The organism is Bradyrhizobium sp. 613_E4_N2_2, assembly GCF_052075995.1.
GTDB lineage: Bacteria > Pseudomonadota > Alphaproteobacteria > Rhizobiales > Xanthobacteraceae > Bradyrhizobium > Bradyrhizobium barranii.
In genome coordinates, this window is the sequence record NZ_CP197234.1 from 6,536,319 (window position 1) to 6,559,462 (window position 23,144).

General features: G+C 66.1%; 20 protein-coding genes. 12 read left to right on the forward strand and 8 right to left on the reverse strand.

Going from position 1 to position 23,144, the window contains the following annotated elements; all coding sequences use genetic code 11:
* The first annotated feature begins 29 nt into the window (after nt 1–29).
* From AB7290_RS31090 to AB7290_RS31110, 5 genes are all read left to right on the forward strand, one after another.
* Nucleotides 30–524 carry a tripartite tricarboxylate transporter TctB family protein gene (locus AB7290_RS31090; RefSeq protein WP_039151132.1) on the forward strand — a complete coding sequence of 165 codons (495 nt, stop codon included), beginning with the start codon at nt 30–32 and terminating at the stop codon, nt 522–524.
* Between the two features lie 4 nt (nt 525–528).
* The gene (locus AB7290_RS31095; RefSeq protein ID WP_085403858.1) at nt 529–2,040 is read left to right on the forward strand and encodes a tripartite tricarboxylate transporter permease; all 1,512 of its coding nucleotides are present in this window, start codon (nt 529–531) and stop codon (nt 2,038–2,040) included.
* Between the two features lie 51 nt (nt 2,041–2,091).
* Nucleotides 2,092–3,081, forward strand: coding sequence for a methylmalonyl Co-A mutase-associated GTPase MeaB (gene meaB / locus AB7290_RS31100; protein ID WP_085403859.1), 990 nt, complete (start codon nt 2,092–2,094; stop codon nt 3,079–3,081).
* Nucleotides 3,078–3,734, forward strand: a complete 657-nt coding sequence (locus tag AB7290_RS31105) for a pyroglutamyl-peptidase I (protein ID WP_085403860.1) — start codon at nt 3,078–3,080, stop codon at nt 3,732–3,734. Before meaB ends, AB7290_RS31105 begins: the two co-directional genes overlap by 4 nt.
* 231 nt (nt 3,735–3,965) lie before the next feature.
* Complete coding sequence (locus AB7290_RS31110) at nt 3,966–5,336, forward strand: TIGR03808 family TAT-translocated repetitive protein (RefSeq protein ID WP_063984604.1); 1,371 nt, start codon at nt 3,966–3,968, stop codon at nt 5,334–5,336.
* Nucleotides 5,337–5,364: 28 nt separating this feature from the next.
* Here the strand turns inward: AB7290_RS31110 and AB7290_RS31115 are convergent, their stop codons facing one another.
* The 4 genes from AB7290_RS31115 to AB7290_RS31130 all read right to left on the reverse strand — a co-directional run bounded on the left by AB7290_RS31115 (nt 5,365) and on the right by AB7290_RS31130 (nt 9,582).
* Nucleotides 5,365–6,117, reverse strand: coding sequence for a TIGR03809 family protein (locus tag AB7290_RS31115; protein WP_094184353.1), 753 nt, complete (start codon nt 6,115–6,117; stop codon nt 5,365–5,367).
* 481 nt (nt 6,118–6,598) lie between these two features.
* Nucleotides 6,599–8,311, reverse strand: a complete 1,713-nt coding sequence (locus AB7290_RS31120) for a S8 family serine peptidase (protein ID WP_085403861.1) — start codon at nt 8,309–8,311, stop codon at nt 6,599–6,601.
* Between the two features lie 15 nt (nt 8,312–8,326).
* Nucleotides 8,327–9,016, reverse strand: coding sequence for a hypothetical protein (locus AB7290_RS31125; RefSeq protein ID WP_085403862.1), 690 nt, complete (start codon nt 9,014–9,016; stop codon nt 8,327–8,329).
* Nucleotides 9,013–9,582: a sigma-70 family RNA polymerase sigma factor gene (locus AB7290_RS31130; protein ID WP_008140099.1), complete on the reverse strand. Its 570-nt coding sequence runs from the start codon at nt 9,580–9,582 to the stop codon at nt 9,013–9,015. The genes AB7290_RS31125 and AB7290_RS31130 overlap by 4 nt, the downstream gene beginning before the upstream one ends.
* Nucleotides 9,583–10,015: 433 nt before the next feature.
* Here AB7290_RS31130 and AB7290_RS31135 point away from each other — a divergent pair, with 433 nt between their 5' ends.
* Both AB7290_RS31135 and AB7290_RS31140 read left to right on the forward strand, forming a co-directional pair.
* Nucleotides 10,016–11,173 (forward strand): GGDEF domain-containing protein, encoded by a 1,158-nt coding sequence (locus AB7290_RS31135; protein ID WP_085403863.1) that lies wholly within the window; start codon nt 10,016–10,018, stop codon nt 11,171–11,173.
* A 63-nt stretch (nt 11,174–11,236) separates the two neighbouring features.
* On the forward strand, nt 11,237–12,340 hold the full coding sequence (locus AB7290_RS31140) for a DUF2336 domain-containing protein (RefSeq protein WP_085403864.1): 1,104 nt from the start codon (nt 11,237–11,239) through the stop codon (nt 12,338–12,340).
* Between the two features lie 11 nt (nt 12,341–12,351).
* On the opposite strand, the gene AB7290_RS31145 is transcribed toward AB7290_RS31140, so the two are convergent.
* Both AB7290_RS31145 and AB7290_RS31150 read right to left on the reverse strand, forming a co-directional pair.
* Nucleotides 12,352–12,990 carry an NrsF family protein gene (locus tag AB7290_RS31145; RefSeq protein WP_085403865.1) on the reverse strand — a complete coding sequence of 213 codons (639 nt, stop codon included), beginning with the start codon at nt 12,988–12,990 and terminating at the stop codon, nt 12,352–12,354.
* Between the two features lie 2 nt (nt 12,991–12,992).
* Nucleotides 12,993–13,538: a sigma-70 family RNA polymerase sigma factor gene (locus AB7290_RS31150; protein ID WP_028146986.1), complete on the reverse strand. Its 546-nt coding sequence runs from the start codon at nt 13,536–13,538 to the stop codon at nt 12,993–12,995.
* A gap of 289 nt (nt 13,539–13,827) precedes the next feature.
* Here AB7290_RS31150 and AB7290_RS31155 point away from each other — a divergent pair, with 289 nt between their 5' ends.
* From AB7290_RS31155 to AB7290_RS31175, 5 genes are all read left to right on the forward strand, one after another.
* Nucleotides 13,828–14,463: a hypothetical protein gene (locus tag AB7290_RS31155; protein WP_085403866.1), complete on the forward strand. Its 636-nt coding sequence runs from the start codon at nt 13,828–13,830 to the stop codon at nt 14,461–14,463.
* A gap of 162 nt (nt 14,464–14,625) precedes the next feature.
* The gene (locus AB7290_RS31160) at nt 14,626–15,405 is read left to right on the forward strand and encodes an enoyl-CoA hydratase (RefSeq protein WP_085403867.1); all 780 of its coding nucleotides are present in this window, start codon (nt 14,626–14,628) and stop codon (nt 15,403–15,405) included.
* Between the two features lie 188 nt (nt 15,406–15,593).
* Nucleotides 15,594–17,024, forward strand: coding sequence for a TolC family outer membrane protein (locus AB7290_RS31165; protein ID WP_094184354.1), 1,431 nt, complete (start codon nt 15,594–15,596; stop codon nt 17,022–17,024).
* A gap of 25 nt (nt 17,025–17,049) precedes the next feature.
* Nucleotides 17,050–17,607 (forward strand): hypothetical protein, encoded by a 558-nt coding sequence (locus AB7290_RS31170; RefSeq protein WP_085403969.1) that lies wholly within the window; start codon nt 17,050–17,052, stop codon nt 17,605–17,607.
* A gap of 51 nt (nt 17,608–17,658) precedes the next feature.
* Nucleotides 17,659–18,621 (forward strand): amidohydrolase family protein, encoded by a 963-nt coding sequence (locus tag AB7290_RS31175; protein ID WP_085403869.1) that lies wholly within the window; start codon nt 17,659–17,661, stop codon nt 18,619–18,621.
* Between the two features lie 20 nt (nt 18,622–18,641).
* Here AB7290_RS31175 and AB7290_RS31180 read toward each other — a convergent pair whose 3' ends face one another.
* Complete coding sequence (locus AB7290_RS31180; protein WP_063984613.1) at nt 18,642–21,758, reverse strand: efflux RND transporter permease subunit; 3,117 nt, start codon at nt 21,756–21,758, stop codon at nt 18,642–18,644.
* 29 nt (nt 21,759–21,787) lie between these two features.
* On the reverse strand, nt 21,788–23,032 hold the full coding sequence (locus tag AB7290_RS31185; RefSeq protein ID WP_085403870.1) for an efflux RND transporter periplasmic adaptor subunit: 1,245 nt from the start codon (nt 23,030–23,032) through the stop codon (nt 21,788–21,790).
* Nucleotides 23,033–23,144 lie beyond the last annotated feature (112 nt).

A 23,144-nucleotide genomic window follows, 5' to 3' on the forward strand; every position in this document is an offset into this window, starting at 1 on the left:
AGGGAGAATACCTCGCATAGGATTCTCACATGCGTCTTCCCGACTCCGTCACGGGATCGTTTCTCGTCGTGCTCGGCGCGGCGGCTGCCTATGGCGGCTGGATCCTGCCGCCGGTGCCGGGGCAGCCGGTCGGCCCCAACGTATTTCCGCTCGTGATCGGCATCGGGCTCGCGCTGTGCGGGCTCGCGATCGTGTTCGGCATCGGCCATTCCTTCGAGGAGGAGGAAGAGCTGGTCCCGCTCGAGGACGGCCAGGTGGCGGCCGCACCGCCGCCGCAGGGCAAGCTCTACGGCCTGCGCGCCCTGCTGCCGCCGGCGCTGCTGCTGTTCTACGTCGCCGCCGCCGACCGGCTCGGCTTCATCATCACCGCGGCGATCATGGTCTACGTCACCTCGACCGCGCTCGGGGCGAAGTGGAAGCTGGCACTGCCGCTCGCGGCGCTGTCGCCGTTCGCCATCCACCTCATCTTCGGCAAGCTGCTGCGCGTGCCGCTCCCCGCTGGCCTGTTGCCGACGCCCTGGTGATCCCATGCTCAAGACCCTCATTGAAGCATTCGCGCTGATCTCCACCTGGGAGGTCATCATCGCGATGTTCGCAGCCTCCGTGTACGGCCTCGTCATCGGTTCGCTGCCGGGCCTGTCGGCGACGATGGCGACCGCCCTGCTCGTCCCCGTCACCTTCTACCTCTCGCCGATCGCGGCGATCGCAACCATTGTCGCAGCCTCCTCGATGGCGATCTTCTCGGGCGACATCCCCGGCGCGCTGCTGCGCATTCCCGGCACCCCCGCCTCGGCAGCCTATGCCGACGAGGCCTACGCCATGACGCGCAAGGGCCAGGCTGAGCTGGCGCTGGGGGCCGGCGTCTGGTTCTCCGCCGTCGGCGGCATTGCCGGTGTGCTGTCGCTGATGATCCTGGCGCCGCCGCTCGCCGAGATCGCGCTCTCGTTCTCGACCTTCGAATATTTCTGGCTGGCGCTGCTCGGCCTGATGTGCGCCACTTTGGTTGCGCGCTCCTCGCCGGTGAAGGCGATCGCGGGCATGTTCCTCGGCTTGCTGGTGTCCTGCATCGGTATCGAGAATCCGGGCGGCGTGCCGCGCTTCACCTTCGGCATCACCGATTTGTTCGGCGGCATCGAGCCGATCCCGGCGCTGGTCGGCGTGTTCGCGGTGGCGCAGGTGATGCGCGCGATGCTGACGCCCGAGCCGCCGCCGCTGCCGCGGCGAAAATTCGGAAGCATCATGGCCGGCCAGTGGAAGCTGACCAAGAAATATCACTGGCAGATGACGCGTGGAAACATCATCGGCATCATCATCGGCGTGCTGCCCGGCGCCGGCGCCGACATGGCCGCCTGGGTCTCCTATGCGATGTCGAAACGCTTCTCCAAGGAGCCGGAGAAATTCGGCACCGGCCACGTCGAGGGCCTGGTCGAGGCCGGCGCGAGCAACAATGCCAGCATCGCCTCGGGCTGGGTGCCCTCGCTGCTGTTCGGCATCCCCGGCGACACCATCGCCGCGATCGCGATCGGCGTGCTCTACATGAAGGGCCTCAATCCCGGCCCGACGCTGTTCACCGAGAAGGCGTCGAGCATGTACGCGATCTATCTGATGTTCATCATCGCGAACATCCTGATGATCCCGCTCGGCATCGCCATGATCCGGATCGCCGCCTACATCCTGCTGGCACCGCGCTCCGCCATCATGCCGATCATCATGCTGTGCTGTGCGGTCGGCTCATTCGCGATCGGCAACAACATGTTCGGCGTCGTCACCGTCGCCGCCTTCGGCATCATCGGCTATGTCATGGAGGCGAACGGCTATCCGGTGGCCGCGATGGTGCTCGGCATCGTCATGGGCACCATGGTCGAGCAGGCTTTCGTGACCTCGCTGATCAAGTCGGACGGCAGCATCCTGCCGTTCTTCGAGCGGCCCGTCGCGGCGATCCTCGCCGCCATGGCGATCGGCGCGCTGCTCTGGCCGGTGCTGGTGTGGGTCTGGCGCAAGGTGAAGCCGGTGCAGACAGCGGCGGCAACGACTCGGTGATATCGGGCGAGCGGCCCTCGCCTGCCCCGCCGGGGCGTTGTAAAGCAGGGCATGACTGAGAAGAAGGCCTCGCTGGACATCAAAACCCTCGCCCGCGACTTGCGCTCCGGCAGTCGCGCAGCCCTCGCCCGCGCGATCACGCTGGTGGAAAGCCGGCGCGGCGACCATCAGGCGCTGGCGCGCGAGCTGGTGCAGATGCTGCTGCCCGACACCGGCAAGGCGGTTCGCGTCGGCATCACCGGCTCGCCCGGCGTCGGCAAGTCCACCACCATCGACGTGCTCGGGACGTATCTCATCGAGCAGGGAAACAAGGTCGCGGTACTCGCGGTCGATCCGTCCTCGGCGCGCAGCGGCGGCTCGATCCTCGGCGACAAGACGCGGATGGCGCGGCTGTCGGCCTCCAATGACGCCTTCATCCGTCCCTCGCCATCGTCAGGCACGCTCGGCGGCGTCGCCGCCAAGACGCGCGAGGCCATGCTGTTGTGCGAGGCCGCCGGCTTCGACGTCGTGCTGGTCGAGACCGTCGGCATCGGCCAGTCCGAGACCGCAGTTTGTGACATGACCGACTTCTTCCTCGCGCTGATGCTGCCGGGCGGCGGCGACGAGCTGCAAGGCATTAAGAAGGGCCTGGTCGAGCTCGCCGACATGATCGCGATCAACAAGGCTGACGGCGACAATCTCAAGCGCGCCAACATCACCGCCGCCGACTATCGCGGCGCGCTGCATATTTTGGCGCCGCGATCCGAGCATTGGCACCCGCCGGTCGAGACCTATTCGGCGCTGACCGGCGACGGGATCGCAAAACTCTGGCAGAAGGTTCTGGATCACCGCAAGGCGATGAACGCGTCCGGTGATTTCGCCGCACGGCGGCGCGAGCAGCAGGTGAAATGGATGTGGTCGATGCTGGAGCAGCGCATGCTGGCGCGGCTGCGCAGCGAGGCGTCGGTGCGGACCAAGGTCAGGAAGATCGAGGCTGAGGTGGCCGAAGGCCATCTCACGCCGGCACTCGCCGCCGAGCAGATTCTGGAGTTGCTGCAATGAGCGAAAAGCTCCGCATTCTCCTCACCGGCTTCGGACCGTTTCCCGGCGCGCCCTATAACCCGACCCAGCCACTGGTGGCGCGGCTGGCGCAATTGCGCCGTCCGGCGCTCGACGATGTCGCGCTCGCGAGCCACATCTTCCCGGTCACCTATGCCGCGGTCGACCGGCAATTGCCTGATGTGCTCGCGAAGGAACAGCCCGACGCGCTGCTGATGTTCGGCCTCGCCTCGCGTACGCCTTACCTCCGCATCGAGACCCGCGCACGCAATGCCGTCACCATGCTCTGGCCCGATGCCGCCAACACCCGCTCCAGCAAGCGCGGGATCGCCGGCCATGCGGACGCGATGACGTTCGGTCCGCACACGGCAAGACTGCTGCGCGCCGCGCGCCTCACCGGCATCGACGCGCGCGCCTCGCGCGATGCCGGCGCCTATCTCTGCAACTATCTCAGCTGGCGCGCGATCGAGAATGTGAGGGCGGGCGGACCGCAGCTTGCGGCGTTCATCCACATTCCCCTGCTCGCCCGCAGCGGCGCGGTGCGGCGCAAGGGCGCAGCCCGGATTACGCTGGAGGAGCTGGTGGACGCGGGGGAAGCGATGCTGATGGAGCTGGTGGGGCTGGCAAGGAAGCAGCGGAACACTCAGATTTCGTAGGGTGGCAAAGGCGCGTCGCGCCGTGCCCACCATACATCCGCATTCGTGTAACAATGGTGGGCACGCTTCCGCCTTCGCTCTTCGAGCTACGGCGGACAAGTCGCTTTGCCCACCCTACGGCACCGTCTTTGCGGTAAACATTTAACCCTACCGCGAACAATCCTCACCGCCCCAGCCACCCTGCGCTACCTAGTCGGTCGCGGACCTCCCGCGTCCGCCGAAGGATGCGTCATGGACCTCAATCGCCGTCATCTCATCGGAGCTTCGACCGCAGGCATCGCGGGCGCCCTCGCCATGCCGGCCGACGCCGCGCGCGCGGCGCCGCTGACGTCCCTGCTCGGCCGCGATGCCACGCAATACGGCGTGCGGCCCGGCAGCAGCGAGGACCAGACCCGCGTGCTCCAGCGCGCCATCGACGACGCTGCGCGGGCACAGATGCCGCTGGCGCTGCCACCCGGCATCTACCGCAGCGGATTGCTGCGGTTGCCGAATGGCGCCCAGCTGATCGGCGTGCGCGGCGCGACAAAAATCATCTTCACCGGCGGGGCCGCAGCGATCCAGAGCGACGGGTCGGACTCGATCGGCCTGACCGGCCTCATCTTCGACGGCGGCGGCATCCCGCTGCCGACGCGGCGCGGACTGATCCATGTCCTCGGCGGGCGTGACGTCCGCATCACCGATTGCGAGATCACCGGCTCCGGCGGCAGCGGCATCTGGCTCGAGCAGGTGTCCGGCGACATCTCGGGCAACATCTTCACCAACATCGCGGTGACGGCAGTCGTCTCGTTCGACGCCAAGGGCCTCAGCGTGTCCCGCAACACCATCATCGGCACCAACGACAACGGCATCGAGATCCTGCGCACCGCAATCGGCGACGACGGCACGCTGGTCACTGACAACCGCATCGAGGACATCAAGGCCGGCCCCGGCGGCTCGGGCCAGTACGGCAACGCCATCAACGCGTTTCGCGCCGGCAACGTGATCGTGCGCGGCAATCGCATCAGGAACTGCGATTACTCGGCGGTGCGCGGCAATTCGGCGTCGAACATCCACATATCAGGCAACAGCGTCAGCGACGTGCGCGAGGTCGCGCTCTATTCGGAGTTCGCGTTCGAGGCCGCGATGATCGCCAACAACACGGTCGATGGTGCCGCCGTCGGCGTCTCGGTCTGCAATTTCAACGAAGGCGGCCGCATCGCGGTGGTCCAGGGCAACATCATCCGCAATCTGATCCCGAAGCGGCCGATCGGCACCGCCCCCGACGACGATGCCGGTGTGGGCATCTACATCGAGGCTGACAGCTCCGTGACCGGCAATGTGATCGAGAACGCGCCGTCCTATGGCATCGTCGCCGGCTGGGGCAAATATCTGCGCGACGTCGCGATCACGGGCAATGTGATCCGCAAGGCGCTGGCCGGCGTCGGCGTCTCCGTGGTGTCCGGCGCAGGCACCGCGCTCGTCAACAACAACATGATCTCGGAAACCCCGCGCGGCGCCGTGGTTGGGCTCGATCACGCCCGTGCAGTGACGTCGGATCTGTCGGCCGACGGCGCACAGCGCTTTGCGCAGCTGGTGGTCGGCGGCAATGCGGTGCGGCGGTAGCTGCCGCCCTCATCCCGGAGCCCAAACGCTAGAACGCGTTCCTCAGCAGCGGGTACTTCGCTTGCAGGCCGTCGAGGCTGAAGGTGAATTCGACGACGCGCTCGGGAGCGGCGACAATTTCGGCGGCGGGCGGGGCGAACTGCGGCAGAAGCGTTGCCATTACAGCAGGTGTGGCGGGCGGCGCCTTCACGGCAGGTGCGGCGAACGCCGCCTTCACGGCAGGCGTGGTGAACGCCGCCATTGCGGCAGGCGCGGCAACCGGCGACCTCACGGCGGGTGCGGTGAGCGGCGCCCGCGCAGCGGGAGCCTTGAGCGGCGCGACAGCGGCGGGCGCAGTGAACAATGCCACCGTAGCAGGCGTCGCTCGCGGCGCGAGCGGGGCTTCGGTGATTTCGGCAAGGACCTCCGGCTTGGGCGCGAGCCTGACCGGGACGGCGGTCTCCGCGGCGATGTGGACGGCCTTCGGCTGCACGGTCTGGGCCTGCTGGTCGCGCGGAAACACGCGGGGCATGGTCGCCGGCGACCAGCCGAATACGGGCGAGACACTCGCGGCCGCCGCGGCCACGTCACTACCGGTCGCGAGCGCGCGCCAGGTCTGGACGGCGCGCTTGGCTTCCTGGATGTTTTCGAGGAATGCGAGCTCGGAGTGATAGCGGCGCCAGCGTCCGGTCTCGAACATTTCGGAGAGATGTTCCAGCCGCTGCTCGGCGAGAGCGCACCAGCGTGCCGCAATGTCGCGGCCACGCGCCACGTCGCGAACAGCCTCTTGGCGATGTGTCATAAACCAGCCCGTTGGGAGAAAAATACGGACGCGACGCAACGCACACGAATCAATTTAGACGCGACATGAATATTTTGTGGAAAAGTTTTGACTTGTCCAGCAACGACACGCCGGTCGTCGTCAATCACCGTAGTCGTGCGGACAATTGCTGTGTTTTCGAGTCAAGCTTCGCACAAGCATAACCGGCCTGCGGGGCGACTCCCGGACGCCGACAAGGGGCGCCGCCACGTTCGCTCAACCAGAAGCTGATCGTGCCGAGCGATTCAAGAAATCAGACGCCTGAAAAGAAAAGACCCGTCCGGGGGGACAACCGGACGGGTCGAGCCATATGGGCGCTTGGGGTGGATGGGCGCTCGCGCCTGATATGACTTATGGGGAGGGATGACCGCTCCCACATAATTTGGTCGTGGCAGCCGGCTGAACGTTCAATGCGGCGTTCGATTTCTTGGCCCTCGCACGGCGCGCAAAGTTGTCGCAGCCGCTATCGCGTCGCCGGCCTATCCGCCTGAGAAATCGTGGATTTATCGTCTGCGCTCGACAGCGAAGGTTGTTCGATCGCGCGGATGCCAGGCTCGTCGCGACGCTTCTCGGCATCTTCACGTTTTGTTGTACCGGACGCAGCCGCAACAGGCGTCGCGCTGTCGGCGGGAACGGCCATCACTGCGGCAAACGCGTCGGCCTCACCGTCGCCGAACAGATCATCACGGCCGGGTGAGCCGAGGTCGCGCGCGGTCTTCGCCAGCGTCATGCGCAGCGCCTCCGGCTTGAGCGTGTAATTGCGCTCGAGCAGCAGCGCGGCGACGCCGGAGATATAGGCGGCCGAGAACGAGGTCCCCGAGGTCATCTGGTACTTGCCGTCGGGCGCCGGCAGGAAGATGTCGACGCCGGGCGCGGCCAGCGCGATGTAATTGCCGCGGTTGGACGCCGAGAACAGCTTGTCCTGCTGGTCGGTCGCGCTGACCGCGATCACGTTGGGATTGGCGGCTGGATAGAGCGGCGGCGATTTCGCGCCGGCATTGCCGGCTGCCGCGATCAGCACCAGCCCGCGGGCGGCGGTCGCCGCGATGGCGCGCTCGATCACGGCATCCTTCGGACCGGCAAAGCTCATATTGACGATCTGCGCGCCGTGCTCGGCGGCGTAATTCAGTGAGCGCAGGACGATGTAGGACGAGCTCTGGGCTCCACCCGTCGAGCCGCCAAAGGCGCGGATGGCGATGATGCGCGCCTCGGGCGCGCTGCCCATCAGCTTGGCATGCGCCACGATGGCGCCGGCAATGCCGGTGCCATGGACATGCGGGCCCTCGGCGCTGCCGAGCGCATCAAAGTTGTCGGCGATGGAGTGGGCGAGCTCGGGATGTTGGGCGTCGATGCCGGAGTCGATCACGGCAACCGTCACGTTGGCACCGTGCGCCAGCGTATGCGCCTGCGGCAGGCGAAGCCTGGCCAGCGCGTATTGCGCGGGATCGCCCTCGGTCGGCACTGACGATTTCTGATCCTGGAGCACGTAGCGGAAGTTCGGCTGGAGCGAGCGCACGCTGCCGTCGGCGGCGAACTCACGCCGCACCGTCTCGGAAGGCCTGCCGTCCGTGATGCGGAACAGGCCGAACGTCGCCCCGATCAGCGGGAAATTCTCGGATGAGACACGCGTCAAGCCGTGGCGACGCGCAAGCTCGTCGGCTTCAGTCGCCGACAGCGCGCCGTCGATCTCGGCCACGAATTCGTTGGCGAAGGTGCGCAAGTCGACGGCGGCCGGCGTGCTGTTGCCCCGCCCCTTCCCGGCGCTCTTCTTGCCCGATTTTCCCGCGCCATCGCCGCCCGCGCCCGGCTGCGCCAGGCATTCGCCGTCGGCGTCGCGATAGGGGGCGGTGCAGGCCGGATAGAGGTTCGGCGAATAGCGCGCATAGGGCAGCACTGGGGTCGGTCGCATCCGCGCCGTGGTGGTGGTACGCGGGATAGCAGGGATAGAACGCGGGCCGGGGCCGACGCCGACAGCCCGCGCACCAACACCGGGGCTGACGCGCGCGGCGATGCTGGGAGAGATGGTCGGGGTGCGCGTGGGGACGCTGATCGTCGGCGTGCGCATGATCGCCTGCGCCTGCGCAACCTCGACGCCGAGACCGGCGAGCAGGAGTGCAGCTCCGACCGATGAAGCGTAGGCCCCGGCTCGCGACTTACTCTCGGACTTGCGCGTCATCGGTGCAGCGGCGCCTTACGGCGCCGCGACGGCGAGGTTGACGAACTTCTCGCGCGACATCCTGCCGAGCAGCGAGGCGAGCTCGTCCCGGCCCATCGCCTTGTCGAACTGGAGACGGAACATGCCGCCCTTGGCATCGCCGATGATCGAAGCCTGGTAGCTGTCGAGCAGCGCGGTGATGTCGGCGACGCGCGCCTCGGGCGTGAAGCGCACCAGCGCGCGCGCAGGTGGAGCTCCAAGCTCACGCGTGATCGGCGCGCCGACCGACAGCGAAGCGGTCTCGAAGGTCGCGGGCTGGGTCTTTATCAGCACGGCGCCGATGATGCCGGCCTGGAGCAGCAGCGCGATGGCACCCAGGCTCGCCGACCAGGCCAGCGTACGCGGCGACAGGCTCGAGAAGAAGGTCGCGATGCGCGCCGAGAGCGGCAGCGAACCGACCGGCCGCGCCGGCTCGGCGTCGATCGCGGCGAACAGCTTCTGCATCGCCCGCGCCGACGGAGCCCCCAAGCTCTCGTTCAGATGGATGGTCTCTTCGTACTCGCCGCGGATCGCGGCATATTGCTTTGCAAGCGCCGGATCACGCGCCAGCGCTTCCTCGACGCGGCGAGCGTCACGCGTGTTCAGCGTGCCGGCGGCGTGCCAGGGCAGCAGCAGTTCAATTTCACTGGGCTCTTGCTCCAGCATCTTTTTGCTCAATGCCATCATGGCCAGCCTCGCTCAACGCCGGCTGCCTTCAGCAGTTCGGCCAGTTTCTTGCGCGCATAGAACAAGCGCGTCTTCACAGTGTTCTCCGGAATACCGACGATTTCGGCCACTTCTTCCACGGATTTCTCGTGGTAGTAGACGAGATCGACGATTTCCCGATGGTCCGGCGAGAGGCCCGTCAGACACTCCCGCAACGCTTCACTGGTATCCTTTTTCTGCACCGCGATTTCCGGATCGTCAGACGAATCCTCGATCGCGTTGGCAGCTTCGTCGTCCAACCCAACGTCCTTCCTGCGCCGGAGCGCAGACAGGGCCTTGAATCGGGTGATTGCCAGCAGCCAGGTGGAAACGGCGGATCGACCCTCGAACTTGCCGGCTTGACGCCAGACGTCGAGAAACACCTCGCTGATGAGGTCTTCCGCCGCCTGCTCGTCCCGCACGAGCCTTAGCCCGAACCTGTAGACCCTGACATGGTGCCGCCCGTACAGCACCTGCATGGCGAGCCGGTCACCTTGAGCGATCCTGGCGATGAGGACCTCGTCCGAAGCCGCCTGTGTCACGCTCAATGCCCGTCTCGCAAAGTTGGTCGGGTCGGCGCGGCGGACGGTTCGACGGGCGGGGCGAAATTCTTCAGCCTACCGCAGTCACACGGGGGTCTGTGTGATCTACCCCACATACGCGAATTTTCCTTTTGCCACCCGCGGCGGTTGGCCGGCTCGCTCGATAACGGTAACATAGTAATGAAGAATTCCCTGCGCAATGCCGTCCGGCGCGGACGGCCCGACATGATGGAACCATAGCAGCCCTGCACGACGTATGTCTCACCAAGCCCTGCTTTGGCTCGACCCCGTCGCCAACGATGCCTAATCGCCGGCAAATTTCCCCGCCGGCCGCTGTCACCCTGTTGCGCGCTGCACCGTTTGGATTCGATTTCGAAGGATACCAAACCTAAAGGCTTGCCGCGTAGATTTTTGGGCGACATTCACCCTTGGCGGGACAATGAGCACGGCCGCGACGACCTTACCGGAGAGGAATGCCGCTGAGGTCGCGGATCTCGTTCTCATGCCCGACGCGGCTGCGCCCGAGGTACGAGCACGCCGGGTCCGGCAACGCCGGCAGATGTATGTCGGCCAGGTCGCAAGCTACTCGCTCGGCGCCTTCGTGCTGCTGATCTATGCCCATGACGGCGTCGTCCCGATGAACGTTCCGTCGCTGTTCTGGGTCGGCGGCCTGATGATCATCGGCATCTTCGTCGTGATGTCGGAAGCCGGCGTCGGCGACAGACACAGCGACCATTATCTCACCGTCTTCCAGATCTCGGCGCACATGGCGCTGCAGTTCATCTTCCTGGTGTCGGTGCCGACCCTCGGCATCGCCTTCATCAGCGTGCTGTTCCTGATCTTCGCCTTCGGCACGCTGCGCATGACCTCGGCGCAGGCGATGTTCACCTGGGCGATCGCGACGACCTGCCTCGCGGCCGTCTTCCTCGCCTCCGACCTGCCGATCGGCATGCCAGTCGCCACGAAGCTCCAGCGGACCGCCTCGATGCTGTGCTTCGTCCTGGTGATCGGCCAGTGCGCCTTCCTCGGCCTGTTCGGTGCCACACTGCGAAAGGTCCTGTACCGGCGCAGCATCGAGCTGAAGGCCGCCTATCAGCGCATCGAGGAGCTCGCCGAGCTCGACGAGCTCACCGGCTCCTACAACCGCCGCTGCATCATGCGGCTGCTCGATGCAGAGGTCGAAAAGTCGCAGCAGGCGTCCGCACCTTGCGCCATCGCGCTGATCGACCTCGACTGGTTCAAGCGCATCAACGACGCCCACGGCCACCCCGTCGGCGACGAGGTGCTGCGCACCTTCGCCATCACCATTTTTGCAAATATCCGCCCGGCCGACTTTTTCGGCCGCTATGGCGGCGAGGAATTTCTGCTGCTGCTGCCGGGCACCGACGGCGGCGCAGCTGGGCGCATGCTCGAGCGGCTGCGCGGCATCGTCGCCGATCTCGACTGGAGCGCATTTTCCCCCGGCATGCGGGTGACGATTTCCGCGGGCGTCGTGACGCTGCGCGACAACGATACTGCCGACACGTTTCTCGCACGCGCCGACAGCGCGCTTTATTCCGCCAAGGCGCAAGGGCGCAACCGTATTGCAACGAGCTGACTAATCCATTTTTTCCTGGCTGCGCAGAAGCCGCAGCCGGACCGAACGCTCCAGGACAGGGCCATGAGATCGAAATCCGACAAACCATCCGAGAACCTGCTTGATGAATTGCAGACCGCGCTCTCGCACGGCACCGTCGCGCGCCGGGTCGAGGCCCTGCGCCGCGTCACCGATCTCTTCATCAACAATGCGGTGGATTATTCCGACGAGCACATCAGGGTGTTCGACGACGTGTTCCAGTGCCTGATCGAGCAGATCGAGACCTCGGCGAGAGCGCTGCTCGCCAACCGTCTCGCGCCGATCGCGGCCGCGCCGCCCAGGATCATCCGCACCCTCGCGCTCGACGAGGTGATCGAGGTCTCCGGCCCCGTGCTCTCGAAATCGGAACGGCTGGACGAGGCGACCCTGATCGAGATCGCGCGCACCAGGGGCCAGGCGCATCTCAAGGCGATCTCGCTGCGGCGGGTGCTGTCGGAAGCGCTGACCGACGTGCTGGTGGCGCGCGGCAACGAAGACGTCGTGCAATCGACCGTCAGCAATCCGGGCGCGCAGCTCTCCGAGGGAAGTTTTACCGACCTCGTCACGCGCGCCGAACGCGACGATGACCTCGCCACCTGCATCGGCCTGCGGCCCGACCTGCCGCGCCATCACTACCTGAAGCTGATCGCCAAGGCGTCCCTGAGCGTGCGCAGGAAGCTCGAGACCGCGCATCCGGAGCTCGCGGACGAAGTGTCCAGCGTGGTCCAGGAAGCGACCCATCGGGTCCGCGCCGCCGCCATGACCAGGCAGACCGAAATGGCGCGCGCGCTGGTGAGATCGCTGCACGAGGACGGTCGTCTCAACGAGTTTCAGGTCACCAGCTTCGCCGAGCAGGGCAAGTTCGACGAGACAAATGCGGGGCTCGCAGCACTCGCGGGCGTCGCGGTCGAGACCGCCGAGAACATGATGATCGAGAGCCGCAACGAGGGCGTGATGGTTCTCGCCAAGGTCGCGGGCATGCAATGGTCGAGCGTCCGCGCGATCATCGCGATGCGCGAAAAGCTCTCGGGCGGCTCGAAGACCGACATGCTGACGCTGCGCGATGCCTACGAGGCCCTGCGCTCATCGACCGCGCAGCAGGTGCTGCGCTTCCACCGCATGCAGCAGGGCACGACGCCGGCGGCGTGAGGCCGCCGCCGCTAGTAGCGCAAAACTTTCGAACCCGCGTAGGCGCCGATCGCGGTCACGAGTGCCGTCGCGATCGTGTACCAGGTCGCGACGAACAGCGGCGAGTCGTCGGTGCAGTGCGAGGCGTAGAGCGTTGCGGCAAGGCCGGCCGACAGCAGGCCGGCGAGCGCGCCGGCGAGTGCAGGATGCGACGGCGCGCCGTGGCGCAGGCCGAACAGCGCGCCCGCAAGCAGCGGCAGCGACATCGCGGGGATCGCGAGCATGCACACCCGGGAGTTCTTGCCCACCAGCCGCATCGTCATCGGCATCGCCGGGGCCATCATGGTCTCGCCGCCGATCGCAACCGCAAGCAGGCCGACGGGAAGCAGCAGCAGCCAGCCCCAGCCGCGCATCAAGGCTTCGGGCCGCGACAGATGCAGGCTGACGATGATCGCGGGAATCGCAAGCGACAGCGTGACCGCGAACTTCGTGTCGAAGAACGGATTATGCATCGCGGTCATCACGTCGGGCCGCACGCCAAGGAAGCTGGCGAAGATCAGGATCGAGAACGGCGCCGCCACCAGCAGCGCCATCGTCAGCACGGCACCGACGCGCGGCGCGCGATGGGCGTTGTCGGCCGCGAGCGAGCGAATGAGTTGATCGGTATCCATGACTAGTGGTCCCGCAGTTTGGCAGTCAGCGCCGCAAGTCCGCGATGCAGCGCGACCCGCACCGCACCTTCGCTCATCGAAAACTTTGACGCCGTGTCCTTGATCGAAGCGCTGTCGACGGCGATCGACTGCAGCACGTCGCGCTGGCGCTGCGGCAGCGTGTCGAGCTGCGTTGCGACCTCGGCCGCCGAGGCCGTCTCCTGCGGTGCCTCGCCCGGCAGCGTCTCGGCGAAATCGTCGATGTTGACGAAGACCCGCCGGCCCCGCCGCCGGAGCGCATCGATCAGCTTGTTGCGCCCGATCGCAAACAGCCACGGGGCGAAGGGGGCTTCGCTGTCCCAGGTGTGCCGCTTCAGATGCACCGCCAACAAAATCTCCTGCACGATATCCTCGGCCTGGTCGGGAGGCTGCCCGGCCCGCGCCAGACCCCGCCTCGCGGCAGCGCGCAGCACAGGCGTGACCGCCTTCAACAGGCGATGATACGCCGCATCATCGCCTGCCATGGCCGACCGCATCAGGCCGGTCCACTCGTCCTCACGTCCGCGCACGCGCCCTCACCATGCAATTCGGCAGCTCTTTCAGTTTGTTACGCCGGCACCAGAAAGATCACGACTTCGTGATCTGCGCCGTGCCTCGCCACGCGATGCGGCCGTCGAAACCCGCGACGGCTCATAACACCGATCGGTCCCGTCCGCATCCGGCGGCCGGTTGCGAGGCGGCGGTTTGCCCCGCTTTTGCCCGGGATAGCCCGAAGATTCCCATTTTTTGCCCCGCTGTGGTCACGCCCCAGGGGCTCTGTTCGGTCCCGGGACAGGCGGAATTGGGGAGATCGTCAACATGATGAAAGCCAGCGGGCGCGCCGCACTGATTCTTCTTGCCGGCCTTTTCGTGCTGGTCGGAGCCGCTGCACAGGCGGCACCGAGTTCAGCCGCAAGCAGCCAATCGGACAGCGCGGGCAACCAGGCCGACGCAGTCAAGCCGAGCAAGCAGCGGCGCCATGCATCGCGCCACCGCGACAGCGGCAAGACGGCGCAGAAATCCGACGACAAGGCCGACAAGAAGGACGGCGCGGCGAAGGCCGAAAACGACGTGCCGGCCTTGAGCCAGATGCCGCCGGCAGTCGCCAACGCCAACGCGCAGATCGCCGCAGCCGATACGCCGACGGCTGCCGCGGCCTCCGCGTTGACCGGCCGCGCCAACGACAACGTTCAGGCTGCAGCCGATAATACCACCGCGCCGAATGACGAGGCTCAGGTGGTGGCGCCCGATCAGCTCAACGACATCGACCGCGCCCTCCAACAGGACCCGCCGGCACAGAAGGCGGTGATCGCCGCAACCGACGCGCGGCCGGCGCCGGTGATGGCGAGCAGCCACAGCTCGGCCTGGGACCAGAGCTCGCTGATCGGCAAGATCTTCATCGGCGTCGGCACGCTGCTGACGCTGGCGTCTGCCGCACGCATGTTCTTCGCTTGATGCTTGGCCTGGTTTTTGGCCTGATTTTGGGGTGAGGGACCTCGTCCGGAACGCGCGTCTCGCCGCGCGTTCCGGACGGCCTCGTTCCGACAGCTTTTCGGCCCTTGAAGCCCACCGCGCCAGCGGGCACATTGCCCGCCCAATCAAACGCGTGGGTGGAGCATGAGCACGTTCGAACACATCATCGTCGAGAGCAAAGGCGCGGTCGGCATCATCAAGCTGAACCGGCCGAAGATGCTCAATGCGCTCTCCTTCGGCGTCTTCCGCGAGATCGCCGCGGCCGTCGACGATCTCGAGGCCGATGACGCCATCGGCTGCATCGTCGTGACCGGCAGCGAGAAGGCCTTTGCCGCCGGCGCCGACATCAAGGAGATGCAGCCGAAAGGCTTCATCGACATGTTCTCCGAGGATTTCGCCGCGATCGGCGGCGATCGCGTCGCGCGCTGCCGCAAGCCGACCATCGCCGCGGTTGCGGGCTATGCGCTCGGCGGCGGCTGCGAGCTCGCCATGATGTGCGACTTCATCATCGCCGCCGACACCGCCAGGTTCGGGCAGCCCGAAATCACGCTCGGCACCATTCCCGGCATCGGCGGCACCCAGCGCCTGACCCGCGCGATCGGCAAGTCGAAGGCGATGGACCTCTGCCTCACCGGCCGCATGATGGATGCGGCGGAAGCAGAGCGCTCAGGCCTCGTCAGCCGCATCGTGCCCGCCGACAAGCTCATGGACGAGGTCATGGAAGCCGCCGAAAAGATCGCATCGATGTCGCGGCCCGCCGTCGCCATGGCCAAGGAAGCGGTCAACCGCGCCTTCGAGACCACGCTCGCCGAAGGCATGAGCGTCGAGCGCAACCTGTTTCACGCGACCTTCGCGCTGGAGGACCGCTCCGAGGGCATGGCGGCGTTCATCGAGAAGCGCAAGCCTGTCAACAAGAACCGGTAATGCCCGCGAGCGGTCAGGCTGGTGTAAGGCTTCGCCGCTCTGGTGCAGAAACCCTGTGACGCACCTGCAACAAGCACGGAATAGATGGGGGTTTTCCCCGCGGCAGTTTGCCTGCGGGACCCCGGCTGGTTAAACAGTTAAGAGGCCACCGTCGGCGGGGGCGGACAGCCGGGGTTTAGCAGGATTACATGATTGGGCGTGCCGCCAGAGTTGGTCGCGTGATGACGCGGCATCGATCGGGCGTGGGTCCTGTGCTTGCGACATGGACCACGCTGGCGCTCTGTTGCGCCCTGCCCTCCGCCGCATGGGCGGAAGCCCTGCCGGAGGCGCTCGCCAAGGCCTACCAGACCAACCCGCAGCTCAATGCCGAGCGCGCGCGGCAACGCGCCACGGATGAAAACGTGCCGCAGGCCCTCGCCGGCTACCGGCCGCAGATCGTGGCAAGCCTCAGCGCCGGCCTGCAATCGGTGCGCAATCTGCTGCCCGACAACACGATCCAGACCGCCAATCTGAAGCCGTGGATCATCGGCGTCACCGTGACGCAGACCCTGTTCAACGGGTTCCGCACCGCCAACAGCGTCCGCGCTGCGGAACTTCAGGTGCAGTCCGGCCGCGAGGCGCTGCGCAATGTCGGCCAAGGCGTGCTGCTCGACGCGGTCACCGCCTACACCAACGTGCTGGCCAACCAGTCACTGGTCGAGGCGCAACGCTCCAACGTCGCGTTCCTGCGCGAGACGCTCGCCGTCACCCAACGCCGCCTCAACGCCGGCGACGTCACGCCGACCGACAGCGCCCAGGCCGAGGCGCGGCTCAGCCGGGGGCTCGCCGACCTCAACGCCGCGGAAGTCGCGCTGGCGGTGAGCCAGGCGGTCTACGCGCAGGTGATCGGCAATGCGCCATCGCAGCTTCGGCCCGCCGAAGTCGTCGACCGCTATCTGCCGAAGAGCCGCGAGGATGCGCTGACGACGGCGATCCGCCAGCATCCAGCGGTGATGGCGGCGGGCTTCGACGTCGATGTCGCCTCGACCAACATCCGCGTCGCCGAGGGCGCGCTGCTGCCGAGCGCCAGTCTCCAGGGCAGTGCCAGCAAGAGCCGCAGCAACGACCCGACGCTGAGCACCATCGCCGAAGACCAGGCCTCGATCGTCGCCAACGTCACCGCGCCGATCTACGACGGCGGCCAGGCCGCCGCACAGACCCGACAGGCCAAGGAGATCACGGCGCAGAGCCGGCTCGTGCTCGACCAGGTCCGCAACCAGGCGCGCACGGCGGCGACCAGCGCCTGGGTCGCCAATGAGGGCGCCAAGATCACGGTCTCCGCTTCCGAATCAGAGGTGAAGGCGGCGACCGTCGCGCTCCAGGGCGTGCAGCGCGAGGCCGCCGGCGGGCAGCGCACGACGGTGGACGTGCTGAACTCGCAGGCCGATTTGATCCAGGCCAAGGCCCGCCTGATCGGCGCACTGCGCGACCGCGTCATCGCCTCCTACACGCTGCTCAGCGCCGTCGGCCATCTCGACGTCAAGACGCTCAGCCTCAACACGCCGGACTATCTGCCCGAGGTGCATTACCAGCAGGTCCGCGACGCCTGGCACGGCCTGCGCACGCCGTCGGGGCAGTAGTTTCAAATCGTCTGGCCTGATGCCGATGAAGAGCCGCCGCATCCATCTGATGGGAGCTTCGGGCTCCGGCGTGACGACGCTCGGTCGCGCGCTCGCCGGCCGGCTTGCGCTGCCGCATCACGACAGCGACGATTATTTCTGGCTGCCGACCGTGCCGCCCCACCAGACGACGCGCCCTGCCGCGGAGCGCCTGCGCCTGATGCGCGAGATGTTTCTGCCGCGTCTCGACTGGGTGCTGAGCGGAACCGTCACCGGCTGGGGCGACGAACTCGTCCCGTTCTTCGATCTTGTCGTCTTTGTGACGACACCGCGCGAGCTTCGCTTGCAGCGCCTGCGTGGCCGCGAGGCTACGCATTTCGGAGCTGATGCCGTCGCACAGGGCGGCTGGCGTCACGAGGAGACGGAGTCGTTCGTCGAATGGGCCTCGCGCTACGAAGCCGGCGATCGCGAGGGCCGCAGTCTCACAAAAGATGAAGCCTGGCTCGCGGGCCTGCCCTGCCCGGTCGTGCGCATCGACGGCTCACGCCGGCTTGCGGATCTTGTCGAGCAGCTATGCAGTGAAGCGGAGCGGCTACCCGGCTGATGTGATATTGTTCCGGTCCCACCTCAAAAATAACGAAGCAGGGAGAGAACCATGCTCAACCGACGCAGCGTCCTGCTTGCCTCCCTTGCCGCCGGAGTAGCCATGACCAACAAAGCTCACGCCCGTGCGGCGCAGCCCGCGACGCCGGTCGATTTCGACGTTCCGGCCCTTGCCTGCGATTGCCACACGCACATCCATGGTGACGTCGAAAAGTTTCCGTTCTTCGCGGGGCGCGTCTATACGCCGGAACCGGCAAGCCCCGAGGAAATGGCGGCGCTGCACAAGGCGCTGCATATCGAGCGCGTCGTGATCGTGACGCCGAGCGTCTATGGCACCGACAATTCCTCCACCTTGTTCGGCATGAAGGCGCGCGGCGCGACCGCACGCGGAGTGGCCGTGATCGACGACAAGACCACGGAAGCCCAGCTCGACGCGATGCAGGCGGACGGTTTTCGCGGCAGTCGCATCAATCTCGCCACCGGCGGCGTCAGCGATCCGAATGTCGGCCGCGCGCGCTTCACCGCCGCCGTCGAGCGCATGAAGGCACGCGGCTGGCACGTGCAGCTCTACACCACGCTGCCGATGATCTCGGCGATCAAGGAGCTCGTGCTGGCTTCGCCTGTGCCGGCTGTGTTCGACCATTTCGGCGGCCTCGAGGCGTCGCTCGGACTGGAGCAGCCGGGATTCTCCGACCTGATCGCGCTCGTCAAATCCGGTAAGGCCTATGTGAAGATCTCGGGAGCCTATCGCTCGTCGAACCTCGCGCCCGACTATCAGGACATGGTGCCCTATGCCCGGGCGCTGATCGCGGCGAACCCGGACCGCATCGTCTGGGGCACCGACTGGCCGCATCCGGATTCCAGCCCCGTCGAGGGACGCAAGCCCACCGACATCGCGCCCTTCTATCAGATCGAAGACGGCCGGCTCCTCAACCAGCTTCCGGTGTGGGCGCCGGATGCGGAGGTGCGCAAGAAGATCCTGGTCGACAATCCCGCGCGTCTCTACGGATTCTGAGGCGCGGCGACGGCGCGCGATCAGCGCGCGCGGCGGGAGAAGAAGGAGATCAGGACCGGCAAGGTCACGAGGATCACGACCGGCGCGAGCATCATGCCGGTGACGACGACGACGGCGAGCGGCTTCTGCACTTGCGAGCCGATGCCTTCCGACAGCGCCGCCGGCAGCAGGCCGACGCCGGCAACGACGCAGGTCATCAGCACCGGCCGGAGCTGCAACTCGCCGGTGCGTATCACCGCGCTCACGCGGTCCATGCCTTCTTCGATGAGCTGGTTGAACTGCGACAGGATGATGATGCCGTCCATGACCGCAATGCCGAACAGCGCGATGAATCCGATCGCGGCGGAGACGCTGAAGGCGGTGCCGGTGATCAAGAGACCGAGCACGCCGCCGAAGATCGCCATCGGAATCACGCTCATGGCGAGCAGCGTGTCGGTCATCGAGCCGAAATTGAACCAGAGCAGCACGCCGATCAGCGCCAGCGAGATCGGCACCACGATCGACAGCCGGCGGATGGCGTCCTGGAGATTGCCGAACTCGCCGACCCAGTCCATGTGCGCGCCGGGCGGCAGCTGCACCTGCTCGGCGACCTTCTGTTGCGCCTCGCGGATCGCGCTGCCGAGGTCGCGCTCGCGCACCGAGAACTTGATCGGCAGATAGCGTTCCTGCTGCTCGCGATAGATGTAGGCGGCACCGGAGACGAGGCTGATGGTGGCGACCTCGCTCAGGGGAATCTGCGTGACGGTGCCGTTGGGGCCAGGCGCGCCGATGCGCAAATTCTGGATCGCCTCGGCGCTCCTGCGATATTCCGGCGCGAGGCGGACGATGATCGGGAAGTGACGATCGGAGCCCGGCTCGTAGAGATCGCCCGCGGTATCGCCGCCGATCGCGACCTTGATGGTGGCGTTGATGTCGCCCGGCGCGAGCCCATAGCGCGCGGCCTTGGCACGGTCGATGTCAATCTGAATGGTCGGCTGCCCGAGCGAGGTGAACACCGCGAGGTCGGTGACGCCTTGCACGGTCGCCAGCACCGACTTGATCTTGTTGGCGGTGTCGGTGAGCGCCTGGAGATCGCTGCCGAACAGCTTGATGGAGTTCTCGCCTTTCACGCCCGAGACGGCTTCGGAGACGTTGTCCTGGAGATATTGCGAGAAGTTGAATTCGACGCCTGGGAAGCGATCGTCGAGCTGCTTCAATAGCTGCGCGGTCAACTCTTCCTTGTCGTGCGTCCCCGGCCATTGGCTCGCGGGCTTGAGGGGGGCGAAGAACTCGGCGTTGAAGAAGCCGGCCGCGTCGGTGCCGTCATCGGGGCGGCCATGCTGCGACACCACGGATTCCACCTCGGGCCGGGCACGGATCAGCTTGCGCATCTCGTTGACGTAGGTGTTGCCTTCCTGGAGCGAGATGGTCGGCGGCAGCGTGGCGCGGATCCAGAGATTGCCCTCTTCCAGCTTGGGCAGGAATTCGAGGCCGAGCAGGCGGCTGAGCGCCACCGTCATCAGCACGAGACCGACCGCGCCGCCGAGCATGATGCCGCGGTTGGCGACGGCCCAATTCAGCACCGGCATGTAGATCCGGTGCAGGATCCGCATGACCCTCGTCTCGGTCTCCTCGAGATGCGCAGGCAGAATGATCGCGGACAGCGCCGGGGTAACCGTGAAGGTCGCGAGCAGCCCGCCGGCGAGCGCATAGGCATAGGTGCGCGCCATCGGCCCGAAGATGTTGCCCTCGACGCCGGACAGCGTGAACAACGGCAGGAACGCCGCGATGATGATGGCGGCGGCAAAGAAGATCGAGCGCGACACGTCGGCGGCGGCGCTGAGGATGGCGTGGCTCTTCATGCCGAACAGCGTCTCGGGCGACATCTGCTCGGATTCCGACACCGGCGTGGTCTGCGTCAGGCGGCGGAAGATCGCTTCCACCATGATGACGGTGGCGTCGACGATGAGGCCGAAATCGATCGCGCCGACCGACAGCAGATTCGCGGATTCCCCGCGTAGCACCAGGATGATCACGGCGAAGAACAGCGCGAACGGAATGGTGGCGCCGACGATCAGCGCGCTGCGGAGATCGCCGAGGAACATCCACTGCAACAGTACGATGAGCAGGATGCCGACCACCATGTTGTGCAACACGGTGTGGGTGGTGAGTTCGATCAGGTCCCCGCGATCGTAGATGCGCTCGATGCGCACGCCGGGCGGCAGGATGCTGGAGTTGTTGATGGTTTGAACGAGCTGGTGGACGCGCTTGATGGTTGGCGAGCTTTGCTCACCGCGGCGCATCAGGACGATGCCCTGCACGATGTCGTCGGAATCGTCGATGCCGGCAATGCCGAGACGGGGTTTTTGGCCGACAGTGACGGTGGCGACGTCCTTGACCAACACCGGATTGCCGTTGGTCTGCGAGACCATGGTGTTGGCGAGGTCGTCGATCGAACGGATCAGGCCGACGCCGCGTACCACGGCCGATTGCTGGCCGATATTGACGGTGTTGCCGCCGACATTGACGTTGGAATTGCTGACCGCCTGGAGCAATTGCGGCAGCGTCAGGCCGTTGGCGACGAGCTTGTTGAAGTCGACCTGGAGCTCGTAGGTCTTGCTCTTGCCGCCCCAGCCGGTGACGTCGATGACCCCGGGTACGGCGCGGAAGCGGCGCTGGAGGATCCAGTCCTGGATGGTCTTGAGGTCGAGCACGCTGTAGTTCGGCGGGCCGACGAGGCGGTAACGGAAGATTTCGCCGATCGGGCTGAGCGGCGAGATCTGCGGCTGCACATTGCCCGGCAGCGGCGCGAGCTGCGCCAGCCGGTTCAAGACCTGCTGCTGCGCCTCGTCATAGGTGTAGGCGAAGGAGAACTGCAGTTTGATGTCGGAGAGGCCGTAGAGCGAGATGGTGCGGATCGTCGTGAGGTTCTTCAGACCCGCGACCTGGGTCTCGATTGGAATCGTGATGTAGCGCTCGATCTCTTCCGCCGACAGGCCCGGGCTCTGCGTCACGATGTCGACCATCGGCGGCGTCGGATCGGGATAGGCCTCGATGTTGAGCTGGTTGAACGCGATCAGGCCGCCGATCAGCACGGCGAAGAACATCCCGACCATCAGGAAGCGCCGGTTGACGGCAAGGGCGACGAGACGATCCATTCAGGTCTTCAATTTTCTTGGGTCGTCGATCAGCTACCGGACGCCGCGCGGTCGATGAACAGGCTGCCCTTGGTGACGACCTGCTCGCCTGGCTTCAGATTGCTGGTGATCTCGACGAAATTGCCATTGATGAGGCCGGTCTTGATCTGGCGAAGCTCGACCGACTTGTCCTCGCGCGCGACCCAGATGCGGACCTTGTCGGCCTCATAGATCAGCGCCTGCTTCGGCACCGCCGGCGCGGCACGGTCGCCGGCCGAATAGATCGTGACGTTGGCGAACATTTCCGGCTTGAGCAGGCCGTCCTTGTTGTCGATGGTCGCGCGAACCAGCAGGCGGCGGGTGGTGGGATCGATGGCGGCGGCGACGTAGTTGATCTTGGCGGTCAGGGGGTGGCCCGGCAGCGCCATCACGTTGACGCTGATGTCCTGCCCGATGCACACCGCGGCCGCATCGCTCTCGCGCACGAAGGCGGTGAGCCAGACCGTCGAGAGGTCGCCGATCACGAACACCGGATCGCTAGCGCCGGAATTGACGTATTGGCCCGGGCCGATCTTTCGCTGCACGACGGTGCCGGAGATCGGCGAGTAGATCGTGATCTCCCGATCGATGACGCCCTTGTCCTGGAATGCCTTGATGGTCTCGTCGGTGAAGCCGAGGATGCGCAGCTTGTTGCGCGCGGCTTCCAGCGCCGTCCCCGAGGAGCGCACGTCGTTCTGCGCCTGGACCTGGGTCGTTTCGGCCTGCTGATAGTCCTTCAGCGGAATGGCGCGGCCCTCATAGAGGTCCTTGGCGCGCCTGAACTGGATGTCGGCAAGATCGATCGCAGACTTCGCCTTGTTCTGCGAGGTCATCGCCGCGATGAAATCGTTCTGGGCCTGCACGGTGTCGGCGGCCTCGATCGTGAACAGCGGTTGACCTTGCTTCAGCATCTCGCCCGGCTTGGCGAGCAGCTTGGTCACCCGGCCCGCATAGGGCGAGAACACCGGCGTCGAGCGATCCTCGTCGACCGCGACCTTGCCCTCGGTGACATATTCGGCCCGGAAGGTCTTGGCCTTGACCGGCTCGATCGTCAGCGTCGCCCACTCGGACGGCGTCGGCGTGAAATTCTGCGCATTCCTGCGCGACTGGCTGGAGACCTCGGAGTGGCTCTTTTCCTTGGCCCCCGCACGCAGGAAGCCATAGGCACCGGCGCAGGCGAGTGCCAGTAAAACTACGGATGTGATCACCCGTTGTTTTGTAAACACCTGCAATCGCTTGGTATTTTCAACTACCATGGGGCCCGGTCAAGTCTGCGACGATCTCGGCAGACGCCTGCCTTATCGGTCGCGCTAATAGTGCTGAATTGGGATTTCAAACAACCTAAAAAACGCCAGCCACCTTTCCGTT

What these genes read in the sequence shown, in the direction of transcription:
- AB7290_RS31120 (WP_085403861.1), bottom strand. Translation starts at nt 8,311, where the DNA reads ATGACGCGCAAGTCCGAGAGTAAGTCGCGAGCCGGGGCCTACGCTTCA.
- AB7290_RS31175 (WP_085403869.1), top strand. Translation starts at nt 17,659, where the DNA reads ATGCTCAACCGACGCAGCGTCCTGCTTGCCTCCCTTGCCGCCGGAGTA.
- AB7290_RS31155 (WP_085403866.1), top strand. Translation starts at nt 13,828, where the DNA reads ATGATGAAAGCCAGCGGGCGCGCCGCACTGATTCTTCTTGCCGGCCTT.
- AB7290_RS31145 (WP_085403865.1), bottom strand. Translation starts at nt 12,990, where the DNA reads ATGGATACCGATCAACTCATTCGCTCGCTCGCGGCCGACAACGCCCAT.
- AB7290_RS31125 (WP_085403862.1), bottom strand. Translation starts at nt 9,016, where the DNA reads ATGATGGCATTGAGCAAAAAGATGCTGGAGCAAGAGCCCAGTGAAATT.
- AB7290_RS31160 (WP_085403867.1), top strand. Translation starts at nt 14,626, where the DNA reads ATGAGCACGTTCGAACACATCATCGTCGAGAGCAAAGGCGCGGTCGGC.
- AB7290_RS31095 (WP_085403858.1), top strand. Translation starts at nt 529, where the DNA reads ATGCTCAAGACCCTCATTGAAGCATTCGCGCTGATCTCCACCTGGGAG.
- AB7290_RS31135 (WP_085403863.1), top strand. Translation starts at nt 10,016, where the DNA reads ATGAGCACGGCCGCGACGACCTTACCGGAGAGGAATGCCGCTGAGGTC.
- AB7290_RS31090 (WP_039151132.1), top strand. Translation starts at nt 30, where the DNA reads ATGCGTCTTCCCGACTCCGTCACGGGATCGTTTCTCGTCGTGCTCGGC.
- AB7290_RS31140 (WP_085403864.1), top strand. Translation starts at nt 11,237, where the DNA reads ATGAGATCGAAATCCGACAAACCATCCGAGAACCTGCTTGATGAATTG.
- AB7290_RS31170 (WP_085403969.1), top strand. Translation starts at nt 17,050, where the DNA reads ATGAAGAGCCGCCGCATCCATCTGATGGGAGCTTCGGGCTCCGGCGTG.
- AB7290_RS31110 (WP_063984604.1), top strand. Translation starts at nt 3,966, where the DNA reads ATGGACCTCAATCGCCGTCATCTCATCGGAGCTTCGACCGCAGGCATC.
- meaB (WP_085403859.1), top strand. Translation starts at nt 2,092, where the DNA reads ATGACTGAGAAGAAGGCCTCGCTGGACATCAAAACCCTCGCCCGCGAC.
- AB7290_RS31105 (WP_085403860.1), top strand. Translation starts at nt 3,078, where the DNA reads ATGAGCGAAAAGCTCCGCATTCTCCTCACCGGCTTCGGACCGTTTCCC.
- AB7290_RS31165 (WP_094184354.1), top strand. Translation starts at nt 15,594, where the DNA reads ATGATTGGGCGTGCCGCCAGAGTTGGTCGCGTGATGACGCGGCATCGA.
- AB7290_RS31115 (WP_094184353.1), bottom strand. Translation starts at nt 6,117, where the DNA reads ATGACACATCGCCAAGAGGCTGTTCGCGACGTGGCGCGTGGCCGCGAC.
- AB7290_RS31185 (WP_085403870.1), bottom strand. Translation starts at nt 23,032, where the DNA reads ATGGTAGTTGAAAATACCAAGCGATTGCAGGTGTTTACAAAACAACGG.
- AB7290_RS31180 (WP_063984613.1), bottom strand. Translation starts at nt 21,758, where the DNA reads ATGGATCGTCTCGTCGCCCTTGCCGTCAACCGGCGCTTCCTGATGGTC.